Origin of the sequence: Streptomyces sp. WG7 (genome assembly GCF_049975785.1) — a bacterium.
Taxonomy (GTDB): domain Bacteria; phylum Actinomycetota; class Actinomycetes; order Streptomycetales; family Streptomycetaceae; genus Streptomyces.
Window position 1 is genome coordinate 1 of sequence record NZ_JBNGGE010000017.1, and the last position, 26633, is coordinate 26633.

Sequence of the window (26633 nt, forward strand, 5' to 3'; positions counted from 1 at the left end):
GTCCGGCGTCGGCCCCGGCTGGTCCGGCGTCGGCCCCGGCTGGTCCGGCGTCGGCCCCGGCTGGTCCGGCGTCGGCCCCGGCTGGTCCGGCGTCGGCCTCGGCTGGTCCGTCTGCTGCTTGGAGTCGCCCATCGCGCGGGTGGGCTGCTCGGCGGCGCGGGCCTGCTCGGCGGCGTGCGGTTCGGCCGTCCCGGCCGCTTCCTGCTGGGCGGCCAGTTTGTCAGCGGCCTTGCGGGCGGCGGCGAGTTCCTTGGGTTCCTCCGCGCCGGGGTCGAGGGCGGGCGGGGCCGGGACCGTCCACATCCACTCGCGGAGCTTGTCGCGCTCGTGGGTGAGGTCTCGGATGTCGGTCTCGGAGTACTCGAACTCCGGGGACCAGAACAGGGCGTCGAACGGACAGACCTCGATGCAGATGCCGCAGTACATGCACAGAGAGAAGTCGATGGCGAAGCGGTCGAGGACGTTGCGGCTGCGGTCGCGTCCGCCGGGGGTCGCCGCCGGGACCGTCTCCTTGTGGGAGTCGATGTAGATGCACCAGTCCGGGCACTCGCGGGCGCACAGCATGCAGACCGTGCAGTTCTCCTCGAACAGGCCGATCACACCGCGGCTACGGGGCGGGAGCTCGGGCTGGGTGTCCGGGTACTGCTCGGTGACGGTCTTCTTGGTCATCGTGCGGAGGGTGACGGCCAGGCCCTTGGCCAGACCCGAGCCGGGGATGGGGGGCATGGTTACTGGATCACCACCTTGACGATGCCGGTGAGGGCGATCTGGGCGAGGGAGAGGGGGACGAGGAGGGTCCAGGACAGCTTCTGGAGCTGGTCCTCGCGCAGGCGCGGGTAGGTCACTCGCAGCCAGATCACGACGAAGGCCAGGACGGCCGTCTTCAGCAGGGTCCACACCCAGCCGAGGCCGTCGGCTCCCCAGGGGCCGTGCCAGCCGCCCAGGAAGAGGACGGTGGTCAGGCCGCACAGGACGACGATCCCGGCGTACTCGGCGAGGAGGAACAGGGCGAAGCGCAGACCGGTGTACTCGGTGTAGGCACCGAAGATGATCTCGGAGTCGGCGACGGGCATGTCGAACGGGGGCCGTTGCAGTTCGGCCAGCCCGGCGACGAAGAAGACGATCGCGCCCACGATCTGCCAGGGCAGCCACCACCACTCGAAGGCGTCGAGGATGCCGACGAGCGAGACCGTGCCGGCCGCCATCGCCACGGAGGCGGCGGTGAGCAGCATCGGGAGTTCGTACGCGAGGAGCTGGGCGGCGGTGCGCAGGCCGCCAAGGAGGGAAAACTTGTTGGCGGAGGACCAGCCGGCCATGAGCGAGCCGAGAACGCCCACGCCCATGACGGCGAGAACGAAGAAGATGCCCGCGTCGACTACCTGACCGACCGCGCCCTCTCCGGGGCCGATGGGGATGGCCAGGAGAACCAGCAGGTACGGCAGGAGGGCCACGGCGGGGGCCAGCTGGAAGATACGGCGGTCCGCGTCGGCGGGGACCACGTCCTCCTTCTGCGCGAACTTCACCCCGTCCGCGACGAGCTGGGCCCAGCCGTGGAAGCCACCGGCGTGCATCGGGCCCAGGCGGCCCTGCATGTGGGCCATCACCTTGTGCTCGGTCTGGCCCACGATCAGGGGGAAGGTGAGGAAGACGACGAAAACGATCAGGAGGCGCAGGGTGACGTCGAGCGCGTCGTTCACTGCTGACCTCCTGAGGAGTTCGGGCGGTTCTGGTTCTGGGGCGTGTCGGAGGCGGACGGGGTATCGGTGTCGTCGGGTGCCTGGGGCTCGCCGTTGGGGCCGGGCTCGCCCGACGGCACAGGCTCAGCCGAAGCCGCAGGCTCATCCGGAGAGGCAGGCTCGCCCGAAGCATCGGGGGTGTCGGAGGTGCCGGGCTCGGGACGGGTTTCGGTGGCTTCGCGCGCCTCGGGGCTTGGAGCCGCCTCCGGCCTCGGAGCCGGCTTGAGGCTTGGGGGTGCCTCGGCGCCTTGCCCGGCTTCCGGTTCCTGGCCCTGCTCGGGTCCCGGTTCCTGGCCTCGTCCTGGTTCCGGTTCCTGCCCCCGCCCTGCCTCGTCGAAGGCGGGGCGGGCGTGGTGCCATGGGGCGTCCGGGCTGCGGGGCGCGGAGGGGGTCGCCTTCGGGGCCGGTTCGTCGGTGGTCGGGGTCGTGGCAGCGTCGTCCCCGACGGGGATGGGGCCGACGACCGTCTCGTCCGCCGCCCCGGCGCCCGAGGCGGCGCGCTGGCTCGCTGAGCCCTCCGACGCGCTCCGGGTACGCCGGGAAGCCGCGGTGCCGCCCGATCCGGCCCGCTGCGACGCCGCGTCTTCACCGGCGCTGCGGGCACGTCCAGTCCGCGGGGCCGCCGCCGACCCGCCGCCGTCCAGCCCAGCCGAGCCCCGCCCGGCCGAGCCCTGCCCAGCCGCAGTCTCCGCGGCGGGCTCGTCCGTCGGAGCGCCCGCCCGCTGGGATGCGGAGCCCTCGCTCGCGCTCCGCGCACGCCTGACCGGCGGGGCAGCCGAGTGCTCGGCAGCGGGGGGCGTCTGACTGACGGAGCCCTCCGCGGCCGTGCGGGAACGGCGAGGAGAAGCAGGAGTGTCGGCACCGGATGCCGTCTGACTGGCGGAGCCTTCGGTGGCCGTACGGGTGCGACGGGGCGGGCGGTCACCTGCCGCGCGGGCCGGGCGCTCCCCCGCCGCACGCCCCGCCCCGCGTGCCGGGCGGCCCGGAGCGGGGGGCAGCTGGCCTTTCAGCGGGCCCCACTCGTTGGGATCGGGGACGCCTGGCGGCAGCATCTGACGGCGCCGGGGACCGCCGTGGTCGGACTCGCCCGGCTCCTTGGCCCCGGGCCAGGCCTTGGCCACGCGGGCGGCGAGGACGAAGTCCTTCCGCAGGGGGTGGCCCTCGAAACCCTCCGGCAGGAGCAGGTGGTCCAGCGCGGGGTGGTCCTCGAAGACGACGCCGAACATCTCGTGGGTCTCGCGCTCGTGCCAGGCCGCACCCGCGTACACCGCGACGGCGGTGGGCAGCACTGGGGACTCGTGCGGAACCGTCGTGCGCACCAGCAGTCGGCGCACCGGTGCGAGAGCCACGACATGCGCCGCGACGCGAAAACCCGTGCCCGGTTCGTCGACCGCGCTCAGCCAGTCGAAGTACGTGCAGCCCAGCCGGTCGCGGGCGGTCTCCAGGGCGGAGATCCAGGACGCCGGCGGCACGTCCACGGTGAGGACGTCGTACATTTCCTCGGCCGTGGCCTCCGTGCCGAAGAGTTCCTCGGCGTCGGCGGGCAGCCAGCCGACCGCGGTCATCGCGCCTCCCCCGGGTCCGAGGCCCGCTCCCCGGCGGAGTCCGGGGCGGGGGCGGTTTCGGGAGCGGGGGCGGTTTCGGGGGCGGTGTCAGGAGCCGGCGGTCGCACGAGGCCGCTCCGCAGTGCGGCCGCCGACGGCCGCGGCGGGCTGCCGTACCGCTCCCCCAGCGACTCCCGGGCGATCTTCTCCTGGAGCTTCAGGATCCCCTGGAGCAACGCCTCGGGGCGCGGCGGGCAGCCGGGAACGTAGACGTCGACCGGGATGATCTGGTCGACGCCCTTCGTCACGGAGTAGGAGTCCCAGTAGGGGCCGCCGCAGTTGGAGCAGGCGCCGAAGGAGATGACGTACTTCGGCTCCGGCATCTGTTCGTACAGGCGCTTGACGGCCGGCGCCATCTTGTCGGTCACCGTGCCCGAGACCACCATCAGGTCGGCCTGGCGGGGGCCCGGCGCGAACGGGATGACGCCGAGCCGGATGAAGTCGTGGCGGGCCATCGACGCGGCGATGAACTCGATCGCGCAGCAGGCGAGGCCGAAGTTGAAGACCCAGAGGGAGTACCGGCGGCCCCAGTTCAGGACCACCTTCATGGGCTCGGGGGCGAGGCGTGCGAGCGCGCCCAGCCTCTTGGGCTCGGGGAGGAGCACGGGTTCGGAGGGGTTCACGTCCATGACAGGACGCCCTTCTTGTATGCGTACAACAGCCCTACGGCGAGGAAGCCGAGGAAGATGAACATCTCCACGAGGGTCGTCGCGCCGTAACCGGGGTCGGCGAAGACCGTCGCCCAGGGGAACAGGAAGATCGAGTCGACCGCGAAGATGACGTACAGAAAAGCGTAGACGTAGTAGCGGACCTGAGTGTGGGCCCAGCCCTCGCCGACGGGGTCGACACCGCACTCGTACGTCAGCAGCTTCTCGGGCGTCGGGACCACCGGCCGCAGCAGGCGCCCGGCTCCGAAGGCGACGGCGACGAAGAGCACGCCCACGAGGGCGAGCAGTCCGACGACCGAGTAGGACTGGAAATAGTCGGCGGCCAGCTCGACGGTCGCGTCATCGACGGTGGTGTCAGCGACGGTCACATGGACGGCGCTCACATCGCCGACGGTCGGTTCCGGCACCTGCGTCCCTCGCTCCCTGTCCCGAACGCTGCTGTTCGACGATCTGTACGCACGGGAGTCTAGGGCCTGATAAAGAGACGGTAAGCAGCCCGTCGCACCTTTGGACGTGAGGGGTGGGGTTTTCCTCAGTGCGTTCCGGCGGTCCACCTCATGGCGCGGCGCCGCTCCGCACGGCACGCTGACTCGTATGACCGAACGTCTCTCGACACCGATCCCTGCCGGTAACACCGGCGCAGCGCCCGGTGACCGCCCGCCGCCGGCGCGTTTCGCCTACGACTGGCACACCTGGAAGGAGATCTCCCACCTGCTGGCGAATCTCCCGGCGTCGCTGCTCGGATTCACTTACGTCGTGACGATGCTGGCCGTCGGCGTCGGGTTGACGGTCACGGTGATCGGGTTCCCGCTGCTGGCGGCCGGGCTGCTGGGCGCACGGCAGTTGGGCAAGCTGGAGCGGGCGCGGGCGCGGGCACTGCTCGGGGTGCGGGTGGACGAACCGAGCCGGTTGCCGTGGCGGAAGGGGGACGGGCTCTTCGCACAGTTGTGGATGTCGTTGAAGGACCCGGTGGGCTGGCGCACCGTCCTGTACGACTTCATACGGCTCCCCTGGGGCATCCTCACCTTCGTCATCACGTTGACGTCGCTGTTCGTGCTGTGGCCGGTACTGCCGTTCATCGCTCGGGGCCTGGCCAACGCCGACCGGGCGATGGTGCGCGGACTGTTGTCCCCGTCCGACGAGCTGGAACGGCGGATCGCCGAGCTGGAGTCGGACCGGGGGGTCGTGGTGGACACGGCGGCGGCCGACCTGCGCCGCATCGAACGCGACCTGCACGACGGAGCACAGGCCCGCCTCGTCAACCTGGCCATGGGACTGGGCCTGGCCAAGGAGAAGCTCCTGGAGGACCCCGACGCGGCGGCGGCCATGGTCGACGAGGCGCACGGCGAGGTGAAGCTGGCCCTGCAGGAACTGCGGGACCTGGCCCGGGGCATCCACCCCGCCGTCCTGACCGACCGCGGCCTGGACGCGGCGCTCTCCTCGGTCGCCTCCCGCTGCACCGTGCCGGTCAAGGTGACCGTCGACCTGGCGGAGCGCCCCGCGGCGGCCATCGAGGGCATCGCCTACTTCACCGTCTCGGAACTGCTGCAGAACATCAGCAAGCACAGTGGGGCGAAGTCCGCGTCCGTGGAGGTGTGGCGGTCGTCCGACCGACTGCTCATACAGGTGGGGGACGACGGCCGCGGAGGCGCACGCCTCGACGGCGGTACGGGGATGAAGGGCCTCGCCGAACGGCTGACAGCCGTGGACGGCCTCTTCGTCGTCGACTCACCCGAGGGCGGCCCGACAGCAGTCACGGCCGAGCTGCCGTGGCGCGACCGCGAGGAGGCCCGGGACACCTCCCGCGCCTCCGCTACGAGGTAACGGACCCCTAGACAGCCGAGTGGACCGCCCGCCCCGACGACCGGCGAGGGGGCAGCTCGGTCACCGCCGAGACCGACGGGCACCCCGGACACCACCGAGACCGACGGGGCAGCCCGGACGCCACCGAGACCGACGGGGGCAGCTCGGACACCACCGGCCATGGCAAGACGGCAGGGGCACCACGTGCACGCCGGCACACCCCGCTCCATCCCATCCTCCAACCCGATCCCCCAGCCCCACCCGCGTCCGCGTCCGCGTCCGCACCCAACCCCATCGGCATTCCCACCTCCGTGCACATCCCCCTCTTTCGCCGCCCCTCGGGGGTGGGGAAAACCCCCCTCTTGAGACGCCGACGAGCTCCATGGCCCGTGAGTGTGCGGTCGAGGAGGGTGGAGTTACGACAGCACAGCCGTAGGACGAGGAGAAGGACGGCACCGATGGCCACGGAACACGGACAGAGTTACGGGTTCGGGAGCGGGCTCGACTTCCCTGGAGGCACCGGTGCGAGGCGTCACCGGCTGCCGGCAGGGCTGCGGGCACCGTTCGAGGCACGCAGTTGGCGGGAATTCGGCTACGTGCTGCTGAGCCTGCCGATCGGCATCCTGCTCTTCACGTACGCCGTCACGATGATGTCGCTGGGAGCGGGCCTGCTGGTGACGTTCCTGGGCGTCCCGGTACTGGCGGCGGCCCTTGCCGGATGCCGTGCCCTCGGCGCGATGGAACGGGCGCGGGCCCGCGCCCTGCTGGGTCTCGAGGTGTCCGACCCGGAGCCGCTGCGAATGAAGAAGCAGGGCGCGATGGGCTGGATGGGAGCCGTACTCAAGAGCGGCACCTCCTGGCGGAGCGTGCTGTACGCGATACTGCAGTTCCCGTGGTCGGTGTTCTCGTTCGTCGTCGCCGTCAACGTCTGGGCTTTCGGCTGGGCGATGCTGACATACCCGCTGTGGTTCTGGGTGTTCCCGATGTACGTCGGCCAGGACGGTCTCCAGCTCTACGGCGACCAGACGCACCGGGTCTACTTGGACAATCCCTTCGAGATCACCGTGACCGCGATGGTCGGCCTTCTGTTCACGCTGGCGACGCCGTGGATCGTCCGGGCCCTGACGACGGTGGACCGGTTGATGGTGCACGGGCTGCTCGGGCCGTCGCGGCTGGCGACGCGGGTGGTGGAGCTGGAGTCGGGCCGGGGGGTCGTGGTGGACACGGCGGCGGCCGACCTGCGCCGCATCGAACGCGACCTGCACGACGGAGCACAGGCCCGCCTCGTCAACCTGGCCATGGGACTGGGCCTGGCCAAGGAGAAGCTCCTGGAGGACCCCGACGCGGCGGCGGCCATGGTCGACGAGGCGCACGGCGAGGTGAAGCTGGCCCTGCAGGAACTGCGGGACCTGGCCCGGGGCATCCACCCCGCCGTCCTGACCGACCGCGGCCTGGACGCGGCGCTCTCCTCGGTCGCCTCGCGCTGCGCCGTACCGGTGCGGGTTGAGGTCGACCTGGTGGAGCGGCCGGCGTCGGCGATCGAGGGCATCGCGTACTTCACCGTCTCGGAGCTGCTGCAGAACATCAGCAAGCATGCGCGGGCCACGTCGGCCGCCGTGGAGGTCTGGCGGGTGGAGAACCGGCTGATGCTCCAGGTCGTGGACAACGGCGTGGGCGGGGCGGCCGTGGGGGCCGGGTCGGGGCTGGCGGGACTGGCGGAGCGGCTCGACGCGGTGGACGGCATCCTCGTGGTGGACTCACCGGCCGGCGGGCCGACGCGGGTGACGGCGGAGCTGCCGTGGCGGAACGAGCCGGTGGCCGGGTGAGCAGCCACGTGGCGCACCACTGACACCCCCGCGCCGCACCGCATGCTCCACACCACGCCACGCCACGTCACGTCACGACCGCCACGCCACGCTCGCCACGTCGCGCCGTGGCGTCGTGGCGTCGTGGCACGTCGTAGGTCGTGTCGCGCCGTAGGTCGTGCCGTGCCGTAGGTCGTGTCGCGCCGTCGGCCAATAACGCCGGACCCCTTTCTCCCCCTCCCTCCCCTCCCCACGGGACCCCGACGGCGTGATCGGAAACCGGCCACCGAGCAGCCGGACCCGGACTGACCCATCGCTCTTCCCGTTGCCCGAACCCATCCGGCCCCCGATGGTGGAATGCTGGACCTGTCGCACGGACGGTTCGTGGACGCGGCACGGGCCGCGCGGGCCACGCGACGACAGGCTGTGGGGGGCCGAAGATCGTGGAGGACAGGGTGCGGGTGGTCATCGCCGAGGATTCAGTGCTGCTCAGAGAGGGGCTGACCCGGTTGCTGACCGACCGCGGGCACGACGTCGTCGCCGGTGTCGGTGACGGTGAGGCACTGATCAAGACCATCACCGAGCTGGACGCGCAGGGCGAGCTGCCGGACGTCGTGGTGGCGGACGTACGGATGCCGCCGACACACACCGACGAGGGTGTGCGCGCCTCGGTGCAGCTGCGCAAGGCACACCCCGGTCTCGGCGTACTGGTGCTGTCGCAGTACGTGGAGGAACGCTACGCGACGGAACTGCTGGCCGGTTCGAGTCGCGGCGTCGGTTACCTGCTCAAGGACCGGGTGGCCGAGGTGCGGGAGTTCGTGGACGCGGTGGTGCGCGTGGCGCAGGGCGGTACGGCCCTGGATCCGGAGGTAGTCGCTCAGTTGCTCGGGCGCAGCCGCAAGCAGGACGTCCTCGCGGGGCTGACCCCGCGGGAGCGGGAGGTTCTGGGCCTCATGGCCGAGGGCCGGACCAACTCGGCGATCGCCCGGCAGCTCGTCGTGAGCGACGGGGCCGTAGAGAAGCACGTCAGCAACATCTTCATGAAGCTGGGTCTGTCCCCGAGCGACGGTGATCACCGTCGGGTACTGGCCGTACTCACGTATCTCAATTCCTGACATCAGCAGCCCACACCTCGGAACCAGCCGTCGGTCCCGGCGGACCGGCTGCCTGTCCGAGCGCACGAGAAGCCGAAGTACGAACAGGGTGCGTCCTGCACGGAAGTCACGAGGGTCGGAGGGCTGGAAAACCATGGAATACCAGGGCGGCGGGCCATCGGGAAGTCGTGTCCATCATGCGAATGTCCACCGGAAGTCAACCCCTGCGGACGTAGGGTTGATGCTGGGACGGTCGGTGGGAGACCAGTCCCCTGACAGCCGCCTCGAGGGAGGTCCAGTTCAGTGACCAGCCAGGTCAGCAGCCCAGCGGAGCAGGCCGACGGAACCGTCGTGGGAGAGCAGCGCAAACCGGTCGGGGCGAAGGCCGTCCGCCGGCTGGACCGGGTGATCATCCGGTTCGCGGGGGACTCGGGCGACGGGATGCAGCTCACCGGCGACCGTTTCACCTCGGAGACCGCGTCGTTCGGCAACGACCTGTCGACGCTGCCGAACTTCCCCGCCGAGATCCGGGCACCCGCCGGCACCCTGCCGGGTGTCTCGTCGTTCCAGTTGCACTTCGCCGACCACGACATCCTCACCCCGGGTGACGCGCCCAACGTGCTGGTCGCCATGAACCCGGCCGCGCTGAAGGCGAACATCGATGACCTGCCGCGAGGTGCGGAGATCATCGTCAACACGGACGAGTTCACCAAGCGGGCGATGCAGAAGGTCGGTTACGACTCGTCGCCGCTGGAGGACGGTTCCCTCGACGGCTACCACCTGCACCCGGTGCCGCTGACCACTCTGACCGTCGAGGCACTCAAGGAGTTCGACCTCACCCGCAAGGAGGCCGAGCGCAGCAAGAACATGTTCGCGCTCGGGCTGCTGAGCTGGATGTACCACCGGCCCACCGAGGGCACGGAGAAGTTCCTGAAGGCCAAGTTCGCGAAGAAGCCCGACATCGCCGCGGCGAACATCGCCGCGTACCGGGCGGGCTGGAACTTCGGTGAGACCACGGAGGACTTCGCGGTCTCCTACGAGGTGGCTCCGGCGTCCACGGCTTTCCCGCCGGGCGTGTACCGCAACATCTCCGGGAACCTGGCCCTGGCCTACGGCCTGATCGCCGCCTCCCACCAGGCCGACCTGCCCCTCTTCCTCGGCTCCTACCCCATCACCCCCGCGTCGGACATCCTGCACGAGCTGAGCCGGCACAAGAACTTCGGCGTGCGGACCTTCCAGGCCGAGGACGAGATCGCCGGCATCGGCGCCGCGCTGGGTGCCGCCTTCGGCGGATCACTCGCCGTCACCACCACCAGCGGCCCCGGTGTGGCACTGAAGTCCGAGACGATCGGGCTCGCGGTCTCGCTCGAGCTGCCGCTGCTGGTCGTGGACATCCAGCGCGGCGGCCCCTCGACCGGTCTGCCCACCAAGACCGAGCAGGCCGACCTCTTGCAGGCGATGTACGGGCGCAACGGAGAGGCGCCGGTCCCCGTCGTCGCCCCGCGCACCCCGGCCGACTGCTTCGACGCCGCGCTGGAGGCCGCGCGGATCGCGCTGACCTACCGCACCCCGGTCTTCCTCCTCTCGGACGGCTACCTCGCCAACGGCAGCGAGCCGTGGCGGATCCCGGAGCCGGACGAGCTGCCGGACCTCGCGGTGCAGTTCACCCAGGGCCCGAACCACACGCTGGACGACGGCACCGAGGTGTTCTGGCCGTACAAACGCGACCCGCACACCCTCGCCCGTCCCTGGGCCGTGCCGGGCACCCCCGGGCTGGAGCACCGGATCGGCGGCATCGAGAAGCAGGACGGCACCGGGAACATCTCGTACGACCCGGCCAACCACGACTTCATGGTCCGCACCCGCCAGGCCAAGATCGACGGCATCGACGTCCCCGGCCTGGAGGTCGATGATCCGGACGAGGCGCGGACCCTGGTCCTGGGCTGGGGTTCGACGTACGGGCCCATCACCGCCGCCGTGCGCCGGCTGCGCAGCGCGGGGGAGGCGATCGCGCAGGCGCACCTGCGTCATCTCAACCCCTTCCCGCACGACCTCGGCGCGGTGTTGGAAAGGTACGACAAGGTCGTGATCCCCGAGATGAACCTCGGCCAGCTCGCCACCCTCGTCCGGGCCAGGTATCTGGTCGACGCCCAGTCGTACACCCAGGTCAACGGCATGCCGTTCAAGGCGGAGCAGCTCGCCACGGTCCTGAAGGAGGCCATCGATGGCTGAGACGTCCACGGAGGGAACAGGCACGATCGAGGCGCTTTCCCTCGTCCCCAGGGCAGAGGGCAAGCAGTCCATGAAGGACTTCAAGTCCGATCAGGAAGTCCGCTGGTGCCCGGGCTGCGGCGACTACGCCATCCTCGCCGCCGTGCAGGGCTTCATGCCCCAGCTCGGCCTGGCGAAGGAGAACATCGTCTTCGTCTCCGGCATCGGCTGCTCCTCCCGGTTCCCGTACTACATGAACACCTACGGGATGCACTCCATCCACGGCCGCGCCCCCGCCATCGCCACCGGCCTGGCCACCTCCCGCCGCGACCTGTCCGTCTGGGTCGTCACCGGCGACGGCGACGCCCTCTCCATCGGTGGCAACCACCTGATCCACGCCCTGCGCCGCAACGTCAACCTCAAGATCCTCCTCTTCAACAACCGGATCTACGGCCTGACCAAGGGCCAGTACTCCCCCACCTCCGAAGTCGGCAAGATCACCAAGTCGACCCCGATGGGCTCCCTGGACGCGCCCTTCAACCCGGTCTCCCTGGCCATCGGTGCGGAAGCCTCCTTCGTCGCCCGCACCGTCGACTCCGACCGCAAACACCTCACCGAGGTCCTGCGCCAGGCCGCCGAGCACCCGGGCACCGCCCTGATCGAGATCTACCAGAACTGCAACATCTTCAACGACGGCGCCTTCGAAGCCCTCAAGGACAAGCAGCAGGCCGAGGAAGCCGTGATCCGCCTGGAACACGGGCAGCCCATCCGCTTCGGCACCGGCGCGGGGAAGGGCGTCGTCCGCGACCCGGCCACCGGCGACCTGAAGGTCGTCACCGTCACCGCCGACAACGAAGCCGACATCCTGGTCCACGACGCCCACGCCGCCTCCCCCACCACCGCCTTCGCCCTCTCCCGCCTCGCGGACCCCGACACCCTGCACCACACCCCCATCGGCGTGCTGCGCTCCGTCGACCGGCCCGTCTACGACACCCAGATGTCCGACCAGCTCGACCAGGCCATCGAGCGAGACGGCAAGGGCGACCTCGCCGCTCTGCTGGCCGGCGGCGACACCTGGACAGTCGTCGGCTGAGACCGGCGGCGGTTCGCACCCCGGGAAGAGGCCCGGACGATTCCGTCCGGGCCTCTTCCCGTGCCATGCCATGCCATGCATGCCATCAGGGCTCCACTGCGCGGCTCCACCCCTCCGCCGACTTACCCTTACGTAAGTAACTTACTTCAAAGTGGGCACTTTCCAGGGGTAAGCGCAACCTTTATGGTGGGTGACATCGCCCCCCACACTCAAGGAGTACGGAAGCCATGAGCATCGTCGTCACCGGAGCCACCGGACACCTCGGACGCCACGTCGTACGGCAACTGCTGGAGAAGGTGCCGGCCGGCCAGATCACCGCGGTCGTCCGGGACCGCGAGAAGGCCGCCGGGCTCGCCGACCGTGGCGTACGGCTCGCGGTCGCCGACTACAACGCCCCCGAGACCTTCGACAACCTGTTCACCGCCGGCGACAGGGTGCTGCTGATCTCCGGCAACGAGTTCGACAAGGGCCGCGTCCAGCAGCACACGGTCGTGATCGACGCGGCCAGGAAGGCCGGTGTCGCCCTGCTCGCCTACACCAGCGCCCCCGGCAGCCTCACCGCCGCGCTCGCCGACGACCATCGCGCGACGGAGAAGGCGCTGGTCGACTCGGGCGTGCCGTACGTGCTGCTGCGCAACGGCTGGTACCACGAGAACTACACCGAGCAGCTCGCCCCCGTTTTGGAGCACGGCGCCGTCGTGCAGGCAGCCGGTGAGGGCCGGCTCTCCTCCGCCTCCCGCGCCGACTACGCGGCCGCCGCCGTCGCCGTACTGACCGGCGACGGCCATGAGAACAGGACGTACGAGCTGGGCGGCGACGAGGCCTGGAGCTTCGCCGAGTACGCGGCCGAGCTGAGCCGGCAGACCGGCAAGAAGATCGTCTACAGCCCCGTCTCCACCGAGGCGTACACCGGCATCCTCACCGGCGCCGGGCTGCCGGGGCCGCTGGCCTCCGTCCTCGCAGGCGTGGACGCCGCCATCGAGAAGGGCGAGCTGGTCGTCTCCACCGGCGACCTGTCCCGGCTGGCCGGGCGTCCGACCACGCCGCTCGTCGAGGCCCTCGCCGCCGCGCTGAAGAGCTGACCTCCACGCGCAATCACGCAGGGCTCTGCCGCGGTCCCCACCCTGGACCTCCGCAACACCCGCACCCATACCCACGCACCCGCCCACCTGTCATGACCGTATGCCGATACGGGCATGACAGGCGGGCGGGTGCGGCGCTACCTTCGTCCTTGCATGCGTCTGTCCCGGCATGCCGTACGCGAGAAGGAGGTGCCCGTGGCCGGGTCTTCGAGGAGTGAGCAGCGAATAGGCCTGGTGAACGGCTTCGCGGCATACGGGATGTGGGGGCTCGTTCCACTGTTCTGGCCGCTGCTCAAGCCTGCCGGAGCCGGGGAGATCCTCGCCCACCGGATGGCGTGGTCCCTGGCCTTCGTCGCCGTCGCCCTGCTCGTCGTACGGCGCTGGGCCTGGGCCGGCGAGCTGCTGCGGCAGCCACGCAGGCTCGGCCTGGTCACCGTGGCCGCCGCCGTCATCACCGTCAACTGGGGCGTCTACATCTGGGCTGTGAACAGCGGCCATGTCGTCGAGGCCTCGCTCGGGTACTTCATCAACCCGCTGGTCACCATCGCGATGGGCGTGCTGCTGCTGAAGGAGCGGCTGCGGCCCGCGCAGTGGGCGGCTGTCGGGACCGGCTTCGCGGCCGTGATCGTCCTCGCCGTCGGCTACGGCCAACCCCCGTGGATCTCCCTCTGCCTGGCCCTCTCCTTCGCCACGTACGGCCTGGTGAAGAAGAAGGTCAACCTCGGCGGCGTCGAGTCGCTGGCCGCCGAGACGGCCATCCAGTTCCTGCCCGCGCTCGGCTACCTGCTGTGGCTCGGCGCCCAGGGCGACTCCACCTTCACCACCGAGGGCGCGGGGCACGCGGCGCTGCTCGCCGCGACCGGTCTGGTCACCGCCGTCCCCCTGGTCTGCTTCGGCGCTGCGGCGATCCGTGTGCCGCTGTCCACGCTGGGGCTGTTGCAGTACCTGGCCCCGGTCTTCCAGTTCCTGCTCGGCGTCCTGTACTTCGGCGAGGCCATGCCGCCCGAGCGCTGGGCCGGCTTCGGGCTGGTGTGGCTGGCGCTCACCCTGCTCACCTGGGACGCCCTGCGCACCGCCCACCGGACCGCCCGGACGCTCAGGGCACAGCTCGACCGAACGGGCGACGGCGTACCTCCGGTCAAGGGGGGCGCCGTACAGACACCGGGGGTCGTGGCCTCCGGCGTACCGGCGCCCGACACCTCGGGGTCCGAACAGCTGGACACCGCGGCGGGGAAGCCATAACCCTCCGGCCTCCCCGCCCGGCTCCTCGCCCACTTCGCTCCTCGCTTCGCCCCTCCGTATTACTCTCCGTCATGCTCTCCGCTTCGTCTTGGCTCTCCGCTTCGTCTTGGCTCTCCGCTTCGTCAGCCCTTCCCCGGCTCGCGCCGCGCGCGGTGCGCCCGGGCCTTCTCCCTGTTGCCGCAGTGCTCCATCGCGCACCAGCGGCGGCGGCCCGGACGTGAGGTGTCGACGAAGAGCAGGTAGCAGTCGTGAGCACCGCACTCACGGATGCGGTCGGCGTACGGGCCGGTGAACAGCTCGATCGCGTCACGCGCGACCGTCGACAGCAGGCGGGCACCCGTGGCACCCGGGGCCCAGCCACGGGTGCCGTCCGCTTCCATACGGGTGACGAGCGGAGGGCCGGCCGCGGCGGCGTTGACGGCGTCAAGGTGACCGGGCCGGAGAGGACGTCCATGTGCGCGGTCCGCGGTGAGCATGAAGAGGGCGTCCCGCAGGGCCCGGGCCCGCTCCACGTCGGTCCGGTCCACGGCCAGGTCCAGTCCGTCCGGCAGTCGGCTGCGGTCGGCCCAGGCCGCCAGGTCCGCGGGCTCGTGCAGCACCTCCCAGCGCGCGAAAGCGCCCGGCCCACCCGTCGTCAGCAGTTCGAGGCAGAGCGCACCCGGGTCAAAACGGTACGGCTTGCCCTCGTGCGACAGCAGCGTCAGACCAGGAGTAACGGGACTGCCAGGAGTACCGGCGGGCGATTTTGGCGATTCCGCTGACCGCTCATTCATGTAACCAGTATAACTGGTTACATGACATCGACCCCGGGCACACTTCCCGCTCCACTGCATTTCAAGATCGTCGTCGACGCGACCGCCCCGCACGCACAGGCGGACTTCTGGGCCGCGGCCCTTCACTACGAGGTGGAGGACAACAGCGCACTCATCGAGAAACTGCTGGGCTTCGGGGCCGTACCGGCCGAGCTGACCGTCGAGTCCCACGGGCGCCGCGCCTGGCGGGACCTCGCCGCCGTGCGACACCCGGACGACCCCTACCAGGAGGAGAGCGGCACCGGACTCGGGCGGCGACTGCTGTTCCAGCGCGTACCGGAGAGCAAGACCGGCAAGAACCGGATCCACCTCGACCTGCACTCGGGCGAGGGATCGCGCGAGGAGGAGGTCGCCCGGCTCGAGGCGCTGGGCGCGAGCGTCCTGCGACAGGTGAAGGAGCCGGGCGGGGAGTGGGTGGTGATGGCGGACCCGGAAGGGAACGAGTTCTGCGTCCACTGAGAGTGGATCAAGGGCACATGACGGCGCGTTCCGATATACGCAACTCCGTGGCCGGATAACGGCCTTGACGAAGCGTCCGCCCCGGCCACACCATCCAGGCACCCCATTCACTGTGGAGTCCCCTCCCCGGGGACCCCCTAGGGATTCGGAGCCCCCCACATGAAGCTCCCCCTGCCCGGGCGCGCCCTGACGGCCGGTGCCGTCGCGGTCGCCACGCTGATGACCGGCGGATCCGTGGCCGACGCGGCGCCCGCCGCCGAGCACCCCGCGTCCGCCTCCGAACCGGCGACCGTCTCCGCTGCCGCCCCCGACATACCGATAGCCAATGTCAGGGCCCACCTGACACGGCTGCAGTCGATCGCCGCGGCGAACGGCGGCAACCGCGCCCACGGCCGCCCCGGCTACCAGGCCTCGCTCGACTACGTGAAGGCCGCGCTGGACGCGGCAGGGTTCACCACAACCGTCCAGCGGTTCACCGCCTCCGGCCGTACCGGCTACAACCTGATAGCCGACTGGCCGGGTGGTGACACGGATCAGGTTGTCATGGCCGGGTCACATCTGGACAGTGTCTCCTCCGGCCCGGGCATCAACGACAACGGCTCCGGCTCGGCGGCCGTCCTGGAGACCGCGCTCGCCGTGGCCCGGTCCGGTCACCAGCCCACCAAGCACCTGCGTTTCGCCTGGTGGGGTGCGGAGGAACTGGGACTGGTCGGGTCCCGCCACTACGTCAACAGCCTCGGTTCCACGGGCCGCGCGAAGATCAGCGGCTATCTGAACTTCGACATGATCGGCTCCCCCAACCCCGGCTACTTCGTCTACGACGACGATCCCACGATCGAGAAGACCTTCAAGGACTACTTCACCGGCCTCGGCATCTCCACGGAGATCGAGACCGAGGGCGACGGTCGCTCCGACCACGCACCCTTCAAGAGCGCGGGGGTCCCCGTCGGCGGCCTCTTCAGCGGCGCCGGCTACCGCAAGACGTCGGCGCAGGCGGCCGAATGGGGCGGCACCGCGGGCCAGCCGTTCGACCGCTGCTACCACTCGTCCTGCGACACCACCGCCAACATCAACGACACGGCACTGAACCGCAACAGCGATGCCATCGCGCATGCGATGTGGGAACTGTCGCAATAGGGCATACAGCAGGGCATACGTCAGGACGCACGTCCCGCGGCGGGGCCATCCGGCCCGGGCTGCCGGACGGCCGGCCGACGCAGCCAGTCAACCGGCCCGGTCAGCCGGTCGAAGAAGCCAGTCGGCCGGCCGGCCGGTCTGCGCAGCCGGCGGGTCGGCCGGTCGGTCTGCGCAGCCGGCGGTCCGGCCGGTCGGTCTGCGCAGCCGGCGGTCCGGCCGGTCAGCCGGTCTGCGTGCGGACGCGTCCGGCGAGGCGGCCCATCCGGGCGCGGGCGGACTCCAGTTGATCGGCGTCCTCGGCGGCCGGGCCCTCCTCGGCGGCGAGTTCGCTCCACAGGCCGACCAGATCGTCCCCCATCTCCAGCCCTCGCTCCGGATCACGTACGGCGCGCCAGGCGGTGGCCGCGCTCTGGACGTTGCCGTAGGCGGCCTCCTGGTCGCCTGCGCGGCGGTGCATCCGGGCCAGGTCCAGGGAGAGACGGAAGGCTCGGTCCGGGTCACCCGACAAGTACGCGATGTACGCGGCGAGTTCCCGGAGCCGGAGTACTTCCGGGTGCTCCGGCCCCAGCGTTTCCGACGCCTCCGTCACGGCTTGTTCGGCCAGCTGAGCCGCCTCCTCCGTACGCCCTCCCTTGACGGCTTCGTTGATCCGGCCCGTCGGCTCCGCGAGGAGCGCTGGGGTGGTGGCGTCACCGGGTGCGGTGAGCGGTTCGTCCCCGAGCACGGCCTCGGCCACGGCGTCGAAGCCGCGGGCGGGGGTGGGGGTGGGCTTGTGGTCGGGGCCGAGGTCGGCAACCGGTTCAGGGACGAGGGCAGACTTTGGGGCTGTGACCCGCTCCGGCGCGGCGGCCGACTGGGGCCGGGCGACGGACTGGGGCCCGGGGAGAGGCTGGGGCCCGGGCAGGGACTGGGGCCCGGGCAGGGACTGGGACCCGGGGAGGAACTGAGGCCCACGGAGCGACTCACGCCCACTGACCGGCTCAGACGCACGGACGGACTCAAACGCAGGGGCCGGCTCAGACGCAGAGACCGGCTCAAACGCAGAGGCCGGCTCAAACGCGGGCGCCGGCCGACGTCCGACGGCAGACCCGGACCCGGGCTCGGGCTCGGGCTCGGGCTCGGGCCCGGCGACCCGCCCGGTCGCCGTCCGAGGTCCCGCACCTTCGGGAGTGCCGGTCGCGGGGGCACCGTCCATCCGGGGCGGCGGCCCGAACTCTCCGGTCGGCGGTGCCACCGTCCCGGGTGCCGCCGCGCTCCCGGCCGGTTCCGGCAGAGCCCGCAGCGTGAACGTCGGCGCGGATTCGCCGGCCGGCGTCCGCTGCGGCTCGGGCACCGCCGGCGGGCGGAACGCAGGGACGCCGTCCCTCACCGGCTCCACCGGCCGGAGGACGGGCGTGGACTGGCCCCGTCGTACCGCCGGCTGCTCGGGAGCCGTCGGCGCCGGTTCCGCGGCGAGGTGGCTGGAACCGTCCGGGTCGACCCGGAGCGGGACGGAATAGCCGATGCGCTCGTCGTGGATCGTGGCGAGGACGGGAAGGCCGGCGGCGACGGCGAGGCGGTGGAGGCGGTTCAGGACCGCGTTCTGGATCTCCTCGCCGGGGGCCGCGACGACCAGCGTCCCGTCGACCGACGCGCTGCGCGCGCCGGAGCCGGCCCCCGGCACGCGGACGTCGATCGGCGTCGCCGCCGCAGGGTCGGGTGAGCGCTCCGCGCCCTCGTGGACCCGCTGCTTGTCGCGGCCGAGTCGAGACATCGTTCCCCCACTCATCGGCGGCTTCCGTCGGCGGCTTGTCGCCTGCCGTCCAGAGCCTGTCATGCCTGTCGTGCCTACCTGTCATACACCTACCGTCGAGTCTCGCCGCTCGCTCGCGATTCTCGCGTCACCGGGGTGTCACAGGCTCGTTCCAGGAGGTCACGCCCGTATCGGGAGACCGACGCGGGCCGGCCCCCACGGGGGACCTGGGGCGGGTGCGCCGAGCCGGCCCGAAGGAGAGACGGAAATACCTGCGGAACTACATGCGTATGCATATGATGCATGTGCTGGTATCCGCGCACGCCGATGACTCCGGGGGACCTCATGACCCGCCGTTTTCTCTTCCTGCTGGGCAGCAGCCGCCCCGAAGGCAACACCGAACTGCTCGCCCGCCGCGCCGCCGAACAGCTTCCCGCGCACGTCGAGCAGCGGTGGATCGGCCTCGCCGAGCATCCGTTGCCCGAGTTCGAGGACCTGCGGCACGACAGCGACCACGTACGCCCCACGGAGGGCAACGCGGGCCTGCTGCTCGATGCCACCCTCACCGCCACGGACATCGTGATCGCCTCGCCGCTGTACTGGTACTCGCTGTCCACGCCGGTCAAGCGCTACCTCGACCACTGGTCCGGCTGGCTGCGCACCCCCGGTCTCGACTTCAAGGCGACCCTGGCCGGCCGCACCCTGTGGGGCGTCACCGCGCTCGCACACCAGGAGCAGGAGGCCGCCGACCCGCTGATCGGCAGCCTGAACAACTCGGCGGCCTACATGGGGATGCGCTTCGGCGGCGTGCTGCTCGGCAACGGCAGCAGGCCCGGTGACGTCCTGAAGGACACCGAGGCACTGGCCCGCGCGAAGACGTTCTTCGCGCAGGAGGCGCCGCTCGCCCGTTTCCCGTGGGAGCGGGCGGCGGACACCGCTCCTACGAGGTGATGTCCTTGGCCGTGAACCGTGCCCAGGCCGCCGAGCCGAACACCGCCGCGTAGAGGGCCTGGAGGCCGAGGTTCTTCACCAGGTCGTCCCAGTAGACCGGCTCGCGCATCAGGTCTGCGAAGGACAGCCAGTAGTGCGAGAAAAAGTACGGCTGGAGCGCGTCGAGCTGCGGGATCTGCTCGAGGATCTGGACGGTGATCAGCAGCCCGACCGTGGTCGCCATCGCCGCGATGCCGCTGCTCGTCAGGGTCGAGACGAACAGGCCGAGGGCCGCGACGCCCACGAGTGAGGCGGCCACGACCAGGGCGATCAGCAGCGCGCGCCCCAGGCCCTCCAGGTAGGTGATGCGGGTGCCGGAGATGGTGGTCAGATCACCGACCGGGAACAGCAGCGCCCCGACCGCGAGCGCCGAAACCGCGACCACCAGCGTGGCGGCGAGGCAGAAGGCGAACACCGTGGCGTACTTGGCGAGCAGCAGCCGGGTGCGGCCGGCCGGGGCGACCAGGAGGTAGCGGAGCGTGCCCGCGCTCGCCTCGCCCGCGATCGCGTCGCCCGCGATGACGCCGACGGCCATCGGCAGGAAAAACGGGAGGGTCGCGGCGAGCGCGGTGAAGACCAGGAACAGACCGTTGTTGCTGATCTGCGAGATGAACGCCGGTCCCGCGCCGCCGCCACCACCGCCACCGCCACCGCCACCGCCGAGCGACGCCCCGTCGCTCGTCTCGATCTTCACGGCGATCCCCACCAGGACCGGCACGGCGGCCAGCACGCCCAGCAGGGCGAGGGTGCGCCAGCGCCGGAAGGTGATCAGCACTTCGCTGCGGAGCAGTCCGAAGGACCACAGCGGACTCGGGGCACGCACCGTCCGCGCCACCTCGGTCTGTGACACCTCAGCCCGCGGCATCTCAGCCCGCGGCATCTCAGCCTGCGGCATCTCAGCCTGCGACATCGAAGCCCTCTCCGGTCAGTGCCACGAACGCGTCCTCCAAGGAAGCCCGTTCCACTGCGAAGCCCCGGACCCGGACACCGGCCGTGACCAGCGCGGCGTTCAGGTCGGCGAGGTCGCGGTCGGGTGGCTCCGCAGTCACCCGGTCCTCGGCGACGACCACGTCCCCGGCCCCCTGTTCCTTCATCACCCGGGCGGCCTCCCCCGTGTCCGGCGTCGTCACCACGAGCCGGCGGCGCGCCCCGGCCGCCAGGTCGGCGACCGCGCCCTGGGTGATCAGCCGCCCTCGGGCCATCACGGCGGCGTGCGTGCACACCTGCTCGATCTCGTCCAGCAGGTGGGAGGAGAGGAAGACAGTGGTTCCGTCGGAGGCCAGTTCGCGCACGAGCGCGCGGATCTCACGCATGCCCTGGGGGTCGAGCCCGTTGGTCGGCTCGTCCAGGACCAGCAGGCGGCGCGGCTGGAGCAGCGCCGCGGCGAGCCCGAGGCGCTGCTTCATGCCGAGCGAATACGCTTTCGCCTTCTTGCCGGCGGCGGCCGCGAGGCCCACCCGGTCCAGCGCCGCCGCGACGCGCTCACGCCGGGTGCGCGGGTCGGCGGTCGGGTCCGCTGCGTCGTAGCGCAACAGGTTGTCGCGGCCGGAGAGGAAGCCGTACAGGGCCGGGCCCTCGATGAGGGCACCGACCCGGGGCAGTACGGCGCGGGCGGCACCCGGCATGGTCCGGCCCAGCACCCGGGCGGTGCCCGAGGTGGGTTCGATCAGGCCCATCAGCATGCGGATGGTGGTGGTCTTGCCGGAGCCGTTGGGGCCGAGGAAGCCGAAGACGCTGCCCGCCGGGACGGTCAGGTCCAGACCGTCGACGGCGAGCTGGCCGCCGCGGTAGCGCTTGGTGAGCGCACGGGTGGCGATGACGGCGTCATCCGTGCCGCTCTCCTCACTCGCGCCCACCGGTTCCGTGGCGGACGGTTCGGCCGGTTCGGCCATCGGCTCCCTCACTTCGAAATCGCTCCTACGCACTGACGCCCCGGTGCCCGGCACCGGGTGACGGGCACCTGATGCCCAGCACCCGACGCCCGGCACCCGGGGCTCTTGACGCCGACGCTTACTGGGCTGCGTCGGCCGCCTTGACCAGCGCGTCCTTGGTGACCGCACCCGCGTAGACCTTGCCGTCGTCCGTGATCAGGGCGTTGACCAGGCGGGTCTTGAAGACGGTACCGGAGCCGAAGTCGCCCTTGACCTGGTCGCCGAAGGAGCCGAGGAAGCCGCCGAGGTCGCCGCCCGCGGAGGCCGTGGGCAGGCCCTGACCGCCGGTGTCGAAGGTGGCGATCGAGTTCCAGCCCTCGCCGATGACCTCCGGACCGCCCTGCTCTGCCAGGCCGTCCATCTCCTCGGCGAGGTCGCCCCCGGCCTCCCGCCCGCGCTCCGGCGCCTCGGCCACCTCGTCACCCTCGGTGACCTTCGCGCCCTTGGGCGGGGTGAAGTCGAACGTCGATGCGTCCGGCTTCGCGAAGCTGACCTCGGTGAAGCCCGCGTCCACGACCGCGGCGCCGCCGCTCGCCGGAGTCAGCGTGAACTTCAGCGGCATGCCGGTCTTGGCGTCCACCGCGACGCTGATGGCGCCGACCGTGGAACCGGACTGCTTGGGCTTGATCATCAGTCGGTACGCGTCCCGGCCGGCCACCTGCGCGGTGCCGTCGACGGTCACGGAGGTGGTGTCGTCGACCGCCTTGAGGGCCTGGTCGGCGAAGTCCTTCGGGGTGGCCGGCACCTCCTTCTCCGGCTGCTCGGCGCTGCCGGAGATGGTCGAGTGGTAGACCTCGTTGGACTTGCTGTCGTAGCCCCACACGTCCTTGCCGTCGTGGATCAGGCTGTACTCGGCGGCGTTCTCCAGCAGCGACAGCTTCTGCCGGTCGGGGCCGTCGGCGGCGACCCGGAGCGTGTGGGTGCCGGTCACCAGCTCGGTGAGCTTGGCCGACGGGTCGGCCGCGGAGCCCTCCTCGTCACCGCCCGGACCACCCGAACCGCCGGCCATACCGGACATCAGGCCGCTCTCCAGGCCGCCGAGGTCCGGCAGGCCCAGGTCCGTGCTGATCTTGACCGTGCCGGACAGCTGCTGGACGTCCGACTTGGCGATCTTCTCGATGAGCTGCTCCGCCGTGACCTTCGGAAGGTCGGGGTCCCCGGAGTCGGCGATCGCCGGGACGAGGCCGATCGTCGCGGCCGCCACTCCCATCACCGCGACCGGAACGACGTACCGCGCGGCCCTGCGCCGCCCTGCCCGCAGGCCCTCGTCCGCCCCGGCCGTCGTGTTGTCGTCGGAATCGATCGGTGCCATGTGTGCCCTGCCTCCTCGTCGGCGGCGGCTGTCTCGCGACCTCGCACTCGTCCACCCGTGAGCCGCCATTCTCACCCGAATCGGTGAGGATTGGTGTTTTCCGTGGTGTCCATCTGACCAAATCGGCCAGGCGGAATCGTCAGACCGCGGGCTCAACTCCGTCTACTCCTGCGGGATGACACGGAGGGGTCACGACTCCCCCGGCCCGTAGGGGGTGGACCCCCACAGCCGTACGCCGCGCATCGCCGCCGTACGCCATGATCCGCCCTACGCCGCCACCCGCCGCAGGCCACCACCCGCCGCCCTACAACGGCCCGCCCGGCACAGGTCACCACCCGCCGCCCTACGGCGGCCCGCCCGGCGCAGGTCCCGGGTGGCCAGGGTGCTCAGCCGGCCCGGTGCACCACGGCGTCACACAGCTCCACCAGCGCGGCCTTCGCCTCGCACTCCCTGAGCGGGGCCAGCGCCGCCCGGGCGTCCTTGGCGTACCGCACCGTGTCGCGTCGCGCCTGCTCCAGCGCGGGGTGGGCGCGCAGCAGCCGCAGCGCCTCCGCGTGCCGCGCGTCGTCGCTCAGGTCGGAGCCCAGCAGTTCGCACAGGGCGATGTCGTCGGCCAGCCCCAGCCGGGCCGCCCGCTCGCGCAGCCGCAGCACCGGGAGGGTCGGGATGCCCTCGCGCAGGTCGGTCCCGGGCGTCTTCCCCGATTCCTGGGAGTCGGAGGCGATGTCCAGGACGTCGTCCGCGAGCTGGAAGGCGACGCCGAGCCGCTCGCCGTACTGGGTCAGCACGTCCACGACCGTCTCGTCGGCGCCGGACATCATCGCGCCGAACCGGCAGGAGACCGCCACCAGCGATCCCGTCTTGCCGCCCAGCACGTCGAGGTAGTGGTCGACGGGGTCCCGGCCGTCCTGCGGCCCCGCCGTCTCCAGGATCTGTCCGGTGACGAGCCGCTCGAACGCCAGGGCCTGCACGCGGACCGCCTCGGGCCCGAGGTCGGCGAGGATCTGGGAGGCGCGGGCGAACAGGAAGTCGCCGGTGAGGACCGCGACCGAGTTGCCCCAGCGGGTGTTGGCGCTGGCCACGCCACGCCGCACGGCGGCCTCGTCCATCACGTCGTCGTGGTAGAGGGTGGCGAGGTGGGTCAGCTCCACGACGACGGCCGAGGGCACGATCCCGGGGGCATAGGGGTCGCCGAACTGGGACGAGAGCATCACCAGCAGTGGCCGGAATCGTTTGCCGCCGGCCCGCACCAGATGCTGGGCGGCCTCCGTGATGAACGGAACCTCGCTCTTGGTTGCCTCAAGCAACCCTTCCTCGACAGCAACCAATCCGGCCTGGACATCGGCTTCCAGAGCCTGGTCCCGCACGCTCAGCCCGAACGGCCCGACGACGGTCACGAGGGGTCTCCTGTCTGCTGGTGTCTACTGGCGATTACCTGGTTTGTCGATAGGTCGCTGCCACCACTCGAGCCAGCGTATCCGGTCACCTTTCGATCACCGCGAGCGCCCACCGTTACAGGCCGGTCGGTATCGGATCATGAACAGTATGTTTTTGATCAGGCGATATGAGCAGATATTGATCGACATCGCCGGGGCCAGAACCCGCCACTGATGATCACATCACCCCTCCCAACGGCTCGCACTCCGAATACGTCACCCACTCGGCTCACCCTGCCCCACCCCGAACGGATGCCCCCAGGGCGCGCGGAAACACCGCTCAGGGCGGGGTCACACACGGGGTGCGCACGACAGCAGGCCCGCCCGGCCGTCGACCAGCACCCGAACCCCTCCCACCCATGGGCAATTGACCCACAGTTGGCCTCAATGCCCGATTTGCCACACTTGTCGATGCGGGTGAGTTGACTCACTCCTCCGCACCTCCGGGCAACCCTGCCGCCGACTGTGCCCTCCCTTTGCCCCGCAAGGCATTTGGCCCTTGGCAGCCGCAAAGGATCAAGTACCTCAAACCCCTCAGATCAAGGTCAACAGGCGCGTTGGGTGATTCCTGCACTTGTTTCGGACATGTGCTCTCGCATACGTTCCCGGCCTGTCGGGCGGACGCCGAATCCTGCCACCGCCCGGACGCACAGTCATCCGCCAACAAACTCGCAGGCAGGAGCGGGGGACCCAGGTAAGTCGCCGCACCGGTCACCACCGGAGCGGCTCGGGGTGAAGCCGTGTCCGTCAGGACCCGGCCGGGCACCTCCCCGCCCGAACCCGACAGCTCACCTCGCAGGCGTAAGGAGAGGGACTCACACATGTCTGCCAACGGTCAGAACCGTCACGCCCGGACCAGCCGCCTCGCCCGCAAGCTCGCCGTGGCCGGCACCGGCGCCGCCGTGCTCGCCCTGCCGCTCCTCGGCGCCACCGGCGCGTCCGCGGCCACCCCGGCCACCACCACGGCCGCCGCGGCCGCCACCACCGCGGCGACGACCTACCCGGACAACCTCGACGGCTGGATCCGGGAGTCGCTCGACATCATGGCCCAGCACGGCATCCCCGGGACGTACGAGGGCATCCACCGCAACATCATGCGGGAGTCGTCCGGCAACCCGTACGCCATCAACAACTGGGACATCAACGCCATCAACGGCACCCCGTCCAAGGGGCTGCTCCAGGTGATCGCCCCGACCTTCGAGGCGTACCACGTGCCCGGCACCTCCTGGGACCCGTACGACCCGGTCGCCAACATCACCGCGGCCTGCAACTACGCGGCCGACCGATACGGCTCGATGGACAACGTCTTCGGCGCGTACTGAGACGCACTGCCACAGAGGCACTGCCACAGAGGCACTGAAGCACTGGCGCCTGAGGAACTGAAGCACTGACGCCTGAGGCACTGAGGCACTGACAAAGAGGCTCCGGCCGAGGAGGCTCCTCGGCCGAGGGGGCTCCGCTCAGGAGGCCCCGAAGACCCGCTCGAGGACGACGGCCACGCCGTCGTCCTCGTTCGTCGTGGTGACCTCGTCGGCCACCGCCTTGAGTTCGGGGTGGGCGTCGGCCATGGCGACACCGTGTGCCGCCCAGTCGAACATGGGGATGTCGTTGGGCATGTCCCCGAAGGCGATCGTCCGCCGTCGGCTCACCCCCAGGCGCTCGGCGGCCAGCGCCAGGCCGGTCGCCTTGGTGATGCCGCACGGCTGGAGCTCGACCGTCCCCGGCCCCGACATGGTGACCGTGGCGAGGGAGCCCACCACCGCGCGCGCCGTCGCCGCCAACTCGTCGTCGGACAGGTCGGGGTGGCGCAGCAGCACCTTGCTGATCGGCGTGGACCACAGTTCGTCGCGCCGCTCGACCCGCACCGCGGGCAGCGTGGGGTGGGGCATCAGGTACCCGGGCTCGATGAGCGTGAGGCCGTCGACGCCGTCCTGGTCGACCGCGGCGTACACCTGCCCCACCTCGGCCTCGATCTTGCCGAGTGCGGTCTCGGCCAGTTCCCGGTCCAGGGTGACCGACCACAGCATCCGGTTCGCGCCGGCGTCGTACACCTGGGCACCCTGTCCGCACACCGCGAGTCCCGTGCAGCCGAGGCGGTCGAGCAGGGACCGCACCCGGGGCGCCGGCCGCCCCGTCACCACCAGGTGCCGCGCACCGGCCCCTGCCGCCCGCGCCAGCGCGGCCAGCGACCGGTCGGAGACGGTGTCGTCGCCGCGGAGCAGCGTGCCGTCGAGGTCGGTGGCGACGAGTGAATATGCGGTGCGGTCCATGATCAGAGAATACGGACACCGCACCTGTCCGACTCACCCGCGATCGCATCCGAACGAGGACGCGCGAGTACGGCACGAGTGCGCACGAGTACGGCACACGGGCGCACGAGGACGCACGAACCTGTCCGAAACCTGGCACATCATCGGCTAAAGCCGGTTAAAGGCCTGTGCACCGGTTGGCAACAACATGGTCCGCTACCTACCGGCCGGGAGCCC

24 protein-coding genes and 1 riboswitch are annotated in these 26633 nt (G+C 70.9%); of the genes, 12 read left to right on the forward strand and 12 right to left on the reverse strand.

Going from position 1 to position 26633, the window contains the following annotated elements; genetic code table 11:
- The 5 genes from ACP4J0_RS18795 to ACP4J0_RS18815 all read right to left on the reverse strand — a co-directional run.
- Positions 1–726 (reverse strand): 4Fe-4S binding protein (locus ACP4J0_RS18795; RefSeq protein ID WP_426599817.1); only part of this gene is annotated, 726 nt, incomplete at its 3' end.
- Between the two features lie 2 nt (positions 727–728).
- Positions 729–1697, reverse strand: a complete 969-nt coding sequence (locus ACP4J0_RS18800; RefSeq protein ID WP_426599818.1) for a complex I subunit 1/NuoH family protein — start codon at positions 1695–1697, stop codon at positions 729–731.
- Positions 1694–3301 (reverse strand): NADH-quinone oxidoreductase subunit C, encoded by a 1608-nt coding sequence (locus ACP4J0_RS18805; RefSeq protein WP_426599819.1) that lies wholly within the window; start codon positions 3299–3301, stop codon positions 1694–1696. The genes ACP4J0_RS18800 and ACP4J0_RS18805 overlap by 4 nt, the downstream gene beginning before the upstream one ends.
- Positions 3298–3969: an NADH-quinone oxidoreductase subunit B gene (locus tag ACP4J0_RS18810; protein WP_426599820.1), complete on the reverse strand. Its 672-nt coding sequence runs from the start codon at positions 3967–3969 to the stop codon at positions 3298–3300. Before ACP4J0_RS18810 ends, ACP4J0_RS18805 begins: the two co-directional genes overlap by 4 nt.
- Complete coding sequence (locus ACP4J0_RS18815; protein ID WP_426599821.1) at positions 3960–4415, reverse strand: NADH-quinone oxidoreductase subunit A; 456 nt, start codon at positions 4413–4415, stop codon at positions 3960–3962. Before ACP4J0_RS18815 ends, ACP4J0_RS18810 begins: the two co-directional genes overlap by 10 nt.
- Before the next feature lie 187 nt (positions 4416–4602).
- Between ACP4J0_RS18815 and ACP4J0_RS18820 the strand changes: the two genes are divergently transcribed.
- The 7 genes from ACP4J0_RS18820 (at position 4603) to rarD (ending at position 14338) form a co-directional block, all read left to right on the forward strand.
- Positions 4603–5832 carry a sensor histidine kinase gene (locus tag ACP4J0_RS18820; protein ID WP_426599822.1) on the forward strand — a complete coding sequence of 410 codons (1230 nt, stop codon included), beginning with the start codon at positions 4603–4605 and terminating at the stop codon, positions 5830–5832.
- Positions 5833–6269: 437 nt separating this feature from the next.
- The gene (locus ACP4J0_RS18825; protein WP_426599823.1) at positions 6270–7637 is read left to right on the forward strand and encodes a sensor histidine kinase; all 1368 of its coding nucleotides are present in this window, start codon (positions 6270–6272) and stop codon (positions 7635–7637) included.
- Positions 7638–8071: 434 nt separating this feature from the next.
- Complete coding sequence (locus ACP4J0_RS18830) at positions 8072–8731, forward strand: response regulator transcription factor (RefSeq protein ID WP_426599929.1); 660 nt, start codon at positions 8072–8074, stop codon at positions 8729–8731.
- Between the two features lie 282 nt (positions 8732–9013).
- Positions 9014–10942, forward strand: coding sequence for a 2-oxoacid:acceptor oxidoreductase subunit alpha (locus ACP4J0_RS18835; RefSeq protein WP_426599824.1), 1929 nt, complete (start codon positions 9014–9016; stop codon positions 10940–10942).
- Positions 10935–12014, forward strand: a complete 1080-nt coding sequence (locus ACP4J0_RS18840) for a 2-oxoacid:ferredoxin oxidoreductase subunit beta (protein ID WP_426599825.1) — start codon at positions 10935–10937, stop codon at positions 12012–12014. The genes ACP4J0_RS18835 and ACP4J0_RS18840 overlap by 8 nt, the downstream gene beginning before the upstream one ends.
- A gap of 227 nt (positions 12015–12241) precedes the next feature.
- Positions 12242–13096 carry an SDR family oxidoreductase gene (locus ACP4J0_RS18845; protein ID WP_426599826.1) on the forward strand — a complete coding sequence of 285 codons (855 nt, stop codon included), beginning with the start codon at positions 12242–12244 and terminating at the stop codon, positions 13094–13096.
- Between the two features lie 195 nt (positions 13097–13291).
- Positions 13292–14338: an EamA family transporter RarD gene (rarD, locus tag ACP4J0_RS18850; RefSeq protein WP_426599827.1), complete on the forward strand. Its 1047-nt coding sequence runs from the start codon at positions 13292–13294 to the stop codon at positions 14336–14338.
- Positions 14339–14460: 122 nt separating this feature from the next.
- On the opposite strand, the gene ACP4J0_RS18855 is transcribed toward rarD, so the two are convergent.
- Positions 14461–15111: a CGNR zinc finger domain-containing protein gene (locus tag ACP4J0_RS18855; RefSeq protein ID WP_426599828.1), complete on the reverse strand. Its 651-nt coding sequence runs from the start codon at positions 15109–15111 to the stop codon at positions 14461–14463.
- A 21-nt stretch (positions 15112–15132) separates the two neighbouring features.
- On the opposite strand from ACP4J0_RS18855, the gene ACP4J0_RS18860 reads away from it, so the two are divergent.
- Together ACP4J0_RS18860 and ACP4J0_RS18865 are read left to right on the forward strand one after the other, a co-directional pair.
- Complete coding sequence (locus ACP4J0_RS18860) at positions 15133–15609, forward strand: VOC family protein (protein ID WP_426599829.1); 477 nt, start codon at positions 15133–15135, stop codon at positions 15607–15609.
- Between the two features lie 159 nt (positions 15610–15768).
- On the forward strand, positions 15769–16746 hold the full coding sequence (locus tag ACP4J0_RS18865; RefSeq protein WP_426599830.1) for a M28 family metallopeptidase: 978 nt from the start codon (positions 15769–15771) through the stop codon (positions 16744–16746).
- 220 nt (positions 16747–16966) lie between these two features.
- Here the strand turns inward: ACP4J0_RS18865 and ACP4J0_RS18870 are convergent, their stop codons facing one another.
- Positions 16967–17482, reverse strand: a complete 516-nt coding sequence (locus ACP4J0_RS18870) for a hypothetical protein (protein WP_426599831.1) — start codon at positions 17480–17482, stop codon at positions 16967–16969.
- A 720-nt stretch (positions 17483–18202) separates the two neighbouring features.
- Between ACP4J0_RS18870 and ACP4J0_RS18875 the strand changes: the two genes are divergently transcribed.
- Together ACP4J0_RS18875 and ACP4J0_RS18880 are read left to right on the forward strand one after the other, a co-directional pair.
- Positions 18203–18448 (forward strand): hypothetical protein, encoded by a 246-nt coding sequence (locus ACP4J0_RS18875; RefSeq protein WP_426599832.1) that lies wholly within the window; start codon positions 18203–18205, stop codon positions 18446–18448.
- 375 nt (positions 18449–18823) lie between these two features.
- The gene (locus ACP4J0_RS18880) at positions 18824–19429 is read left to right on the forward strand and encodes a flavodoxin family protein (RefSeq protein ID WP_426599833.1); all 606 of its coding nucleotides are present in this window, start codon (positions 18824–18826) and stop codon (positions 19427–19429) included.
- On the opposite strand, the gene ACP4J0_RS18885 is transcribed toward ACP4J0_RS18880, so the two are convergent.
- From ACP4J0_RS18885 to ACP4J0_RS18900, 4 genes are all read right to left on the reverse strand, one after another.
- Positions 19419–20333, reverse strand: a complete 915-nt coding sequence (locus tag ACP4J0_RS18885) for an ABC transporter permease (protein ID WP_426599834.1) — start codon at positions 20331–20333, stop codon at positions 19419–19421. The two genes, ACP4J0_RS18880 and ACP4J0_RS18885, sit on opposite strands and share 11 nt — an antisense overlap.
- Positions 20334–20364: 31 nt before the next feature.
- A complete protein-coding gene (locus ACP4J0_RS18890) occupies positions 20365–21360 on the reverse strand; it encodes an ABC transporter ATP-binding protein (RefSeq protein WP_426599930.1) in 996 nt (331 codons plus the stop codon).
- A 118-nt stretch (positions 21361–21478) separates the two neighbouring features.
- Positions 21479–22711, reverse strand: coding sequence for a LolA family protein (locus ACP4J0_RS18895; RefSeq protein WP_426599835.1), 1233 nt, complete (start codon positions 22709–22711; stop codon positions 21479–21481).
- A 386-nt stretch (positions 22712–23097) separates the two neighbouring features.
- Positions 23098–24108 carry a polyprenyl synthetase family protein gene (locus tag ACP4J0_RS18900; RefSeq protein WP_426599836.1) on the reverse strand — a complete coding sequence of 337 codons (1011 nt, stop codon included), beginning with the start codon at positions 24106–24108 and terminating at the stop codon, positions 23098–23100.
- Between the two features lie 687 nt (positions 24109–24795).
- Positions 24796–24963, forward strand: a riboswitch (cyclic di-AMP (ydaO/yuaA leader).
- Between the two features lie 5 nt (positions 24964–24968).
- Between ACP4J0_RS18900 and ACP4J0_RS18905 the strand changes: the two genes are divergently transcribed.
- Positions 24969–25469 (forward strand): transglycosylase SLT domain-containing protein, encoded by a 501-nt coding sequence (locus ACP4J0_RS18905; protein ID WP_426599837.1) that lies wholly within the window; start codon positions 24969–24971, stop codon positions 25467–25469.
- 138 nt (positions 25470–25607) lie between these two features.
- Here ACP4J0_RS18905 and ACP4J0_RS18910 read toward each other — a convergent pair whose 3' ends face one another.
- Positions 25608–26417: an HAD family hydrolase gene (locus ACP4J0_RS18910; RefSeq protein WP_426599838.1), complete on the reverse strand. Its 810-nt coding sequence runs from the start codon at positions 26415–26417 to the stop codon at positions 25608–25610.
- Positions 26418–26633 lie beyond the last annotated feature (216 nt).

Bases quoted from the DNA above. Each gene is read 5' to 3' on its own strand.
- ACP4J0_RS18805 (WP_426599819.1), bottom strand. From the start codon at position 3,301: ATGACCGCGGTCGGCTGGCTGCCCGCCGACGCCGAGGAACTCTTCGGC.
- ACP4J0_RS18810 (WP_426599820.1), bottom strand. From the start codon at position 3,969: ATGGACGTGAACCCCTCCGAACCCGTGCTCCTCCCCGAGCCCAAGAGG.
- ACP4J0_RS18820 (WP_426599822.1), top strand. From the start codon at position 4,603: ATGACCGAACGTCTCTCGACACCGATCCCTGCCGGTAACACCGGCGCA.
- ACP4J0_RS18825 (WP_426599823.1), top strand. From the start codon at position 6,270: ATGGCCACGGAACACGGACAGAGTTACGGGTTCGGGAGCGGGCTCGAC.
- ACP4J0_RS18840 (WP_426599825.1), top strand. From the start codon at position 10,935: ATGGCTGAGACGTCCACGGAGGGAACAGGCACGATCGAGGCGCTTTCC.
- ACP4J0_RS18845 (WP_426599826.1), top strand. From the start codon at position 12,242: ATGAGCATCGTCGTCACCGGAGCCACCGGACACCTCGGACGCCACGTC.
- ACP4J0_RS18855 (WP_426599828.1), bottom strand. From the start codon at position 15,111: ATGAATGAGCGGTCAGCGGAATCGCCAAAATCGCCCGCCGGTACTCCT.
- ACP4J0_RS18860 (WP_426599829.1), top strand. From the start codon at position 15,133: ATGACATCGACCCCGGGCACACTTCCCGCTCCACTGCATTTCAAGATC.
- ACP4J0_RS18865 (WP_426599830.1), top strand. From the start codon at position 15,769: ATGAAGCTCCCCCTGCCCGGGCGCGCCCTGACGGCCGGTGCCGTCGCG.
- ACP4J0_RS18880 (WP_426599833.1), top strand. From the start codon at position 18,824: ATGACCCGCCGTTTTCTCTTCCTGCTGGGCAGCAGCCGCCCCGAAGGC.
- ACP4J0_RS18885 (WP_426599834.1), bottom strand. From the start codon at position 20,333: ATGCCGCGGGCTGAGGTGTCACAGACCGAGGTGGCGCGGACGGTGCGT.
- ACP4J0_RS18890 (WP_426599930.1), bottom strand. From the start codon at position 21,360: ATGGCCGAACCGGCCGAACCGTCCGCCACGGAACCGGTGGGCGCGAGT.
- ACP4J0_RS18895 (WP_426599835.1), bottom strand. From the start codon at position 22,711: ATGGCACCGATCGATTCCGACGACAACACGACGGCCGGGGCGGACGAG.
- ACP4J0_RS18905 (WP_426599837.1), top strand. From the start codon at position 24,969: ATGTCTGCCAACGGTCAGAACCGTCACGCCCGGACCAGCCGCCTCGCC.
- ACP4J0_RS18910 (WP_426599838.1), bottom strand. From the start codon at position 26,417: ATGGACCGCACCGCATATTCACTCGTCGCCACCGACCTCGACGGCACG.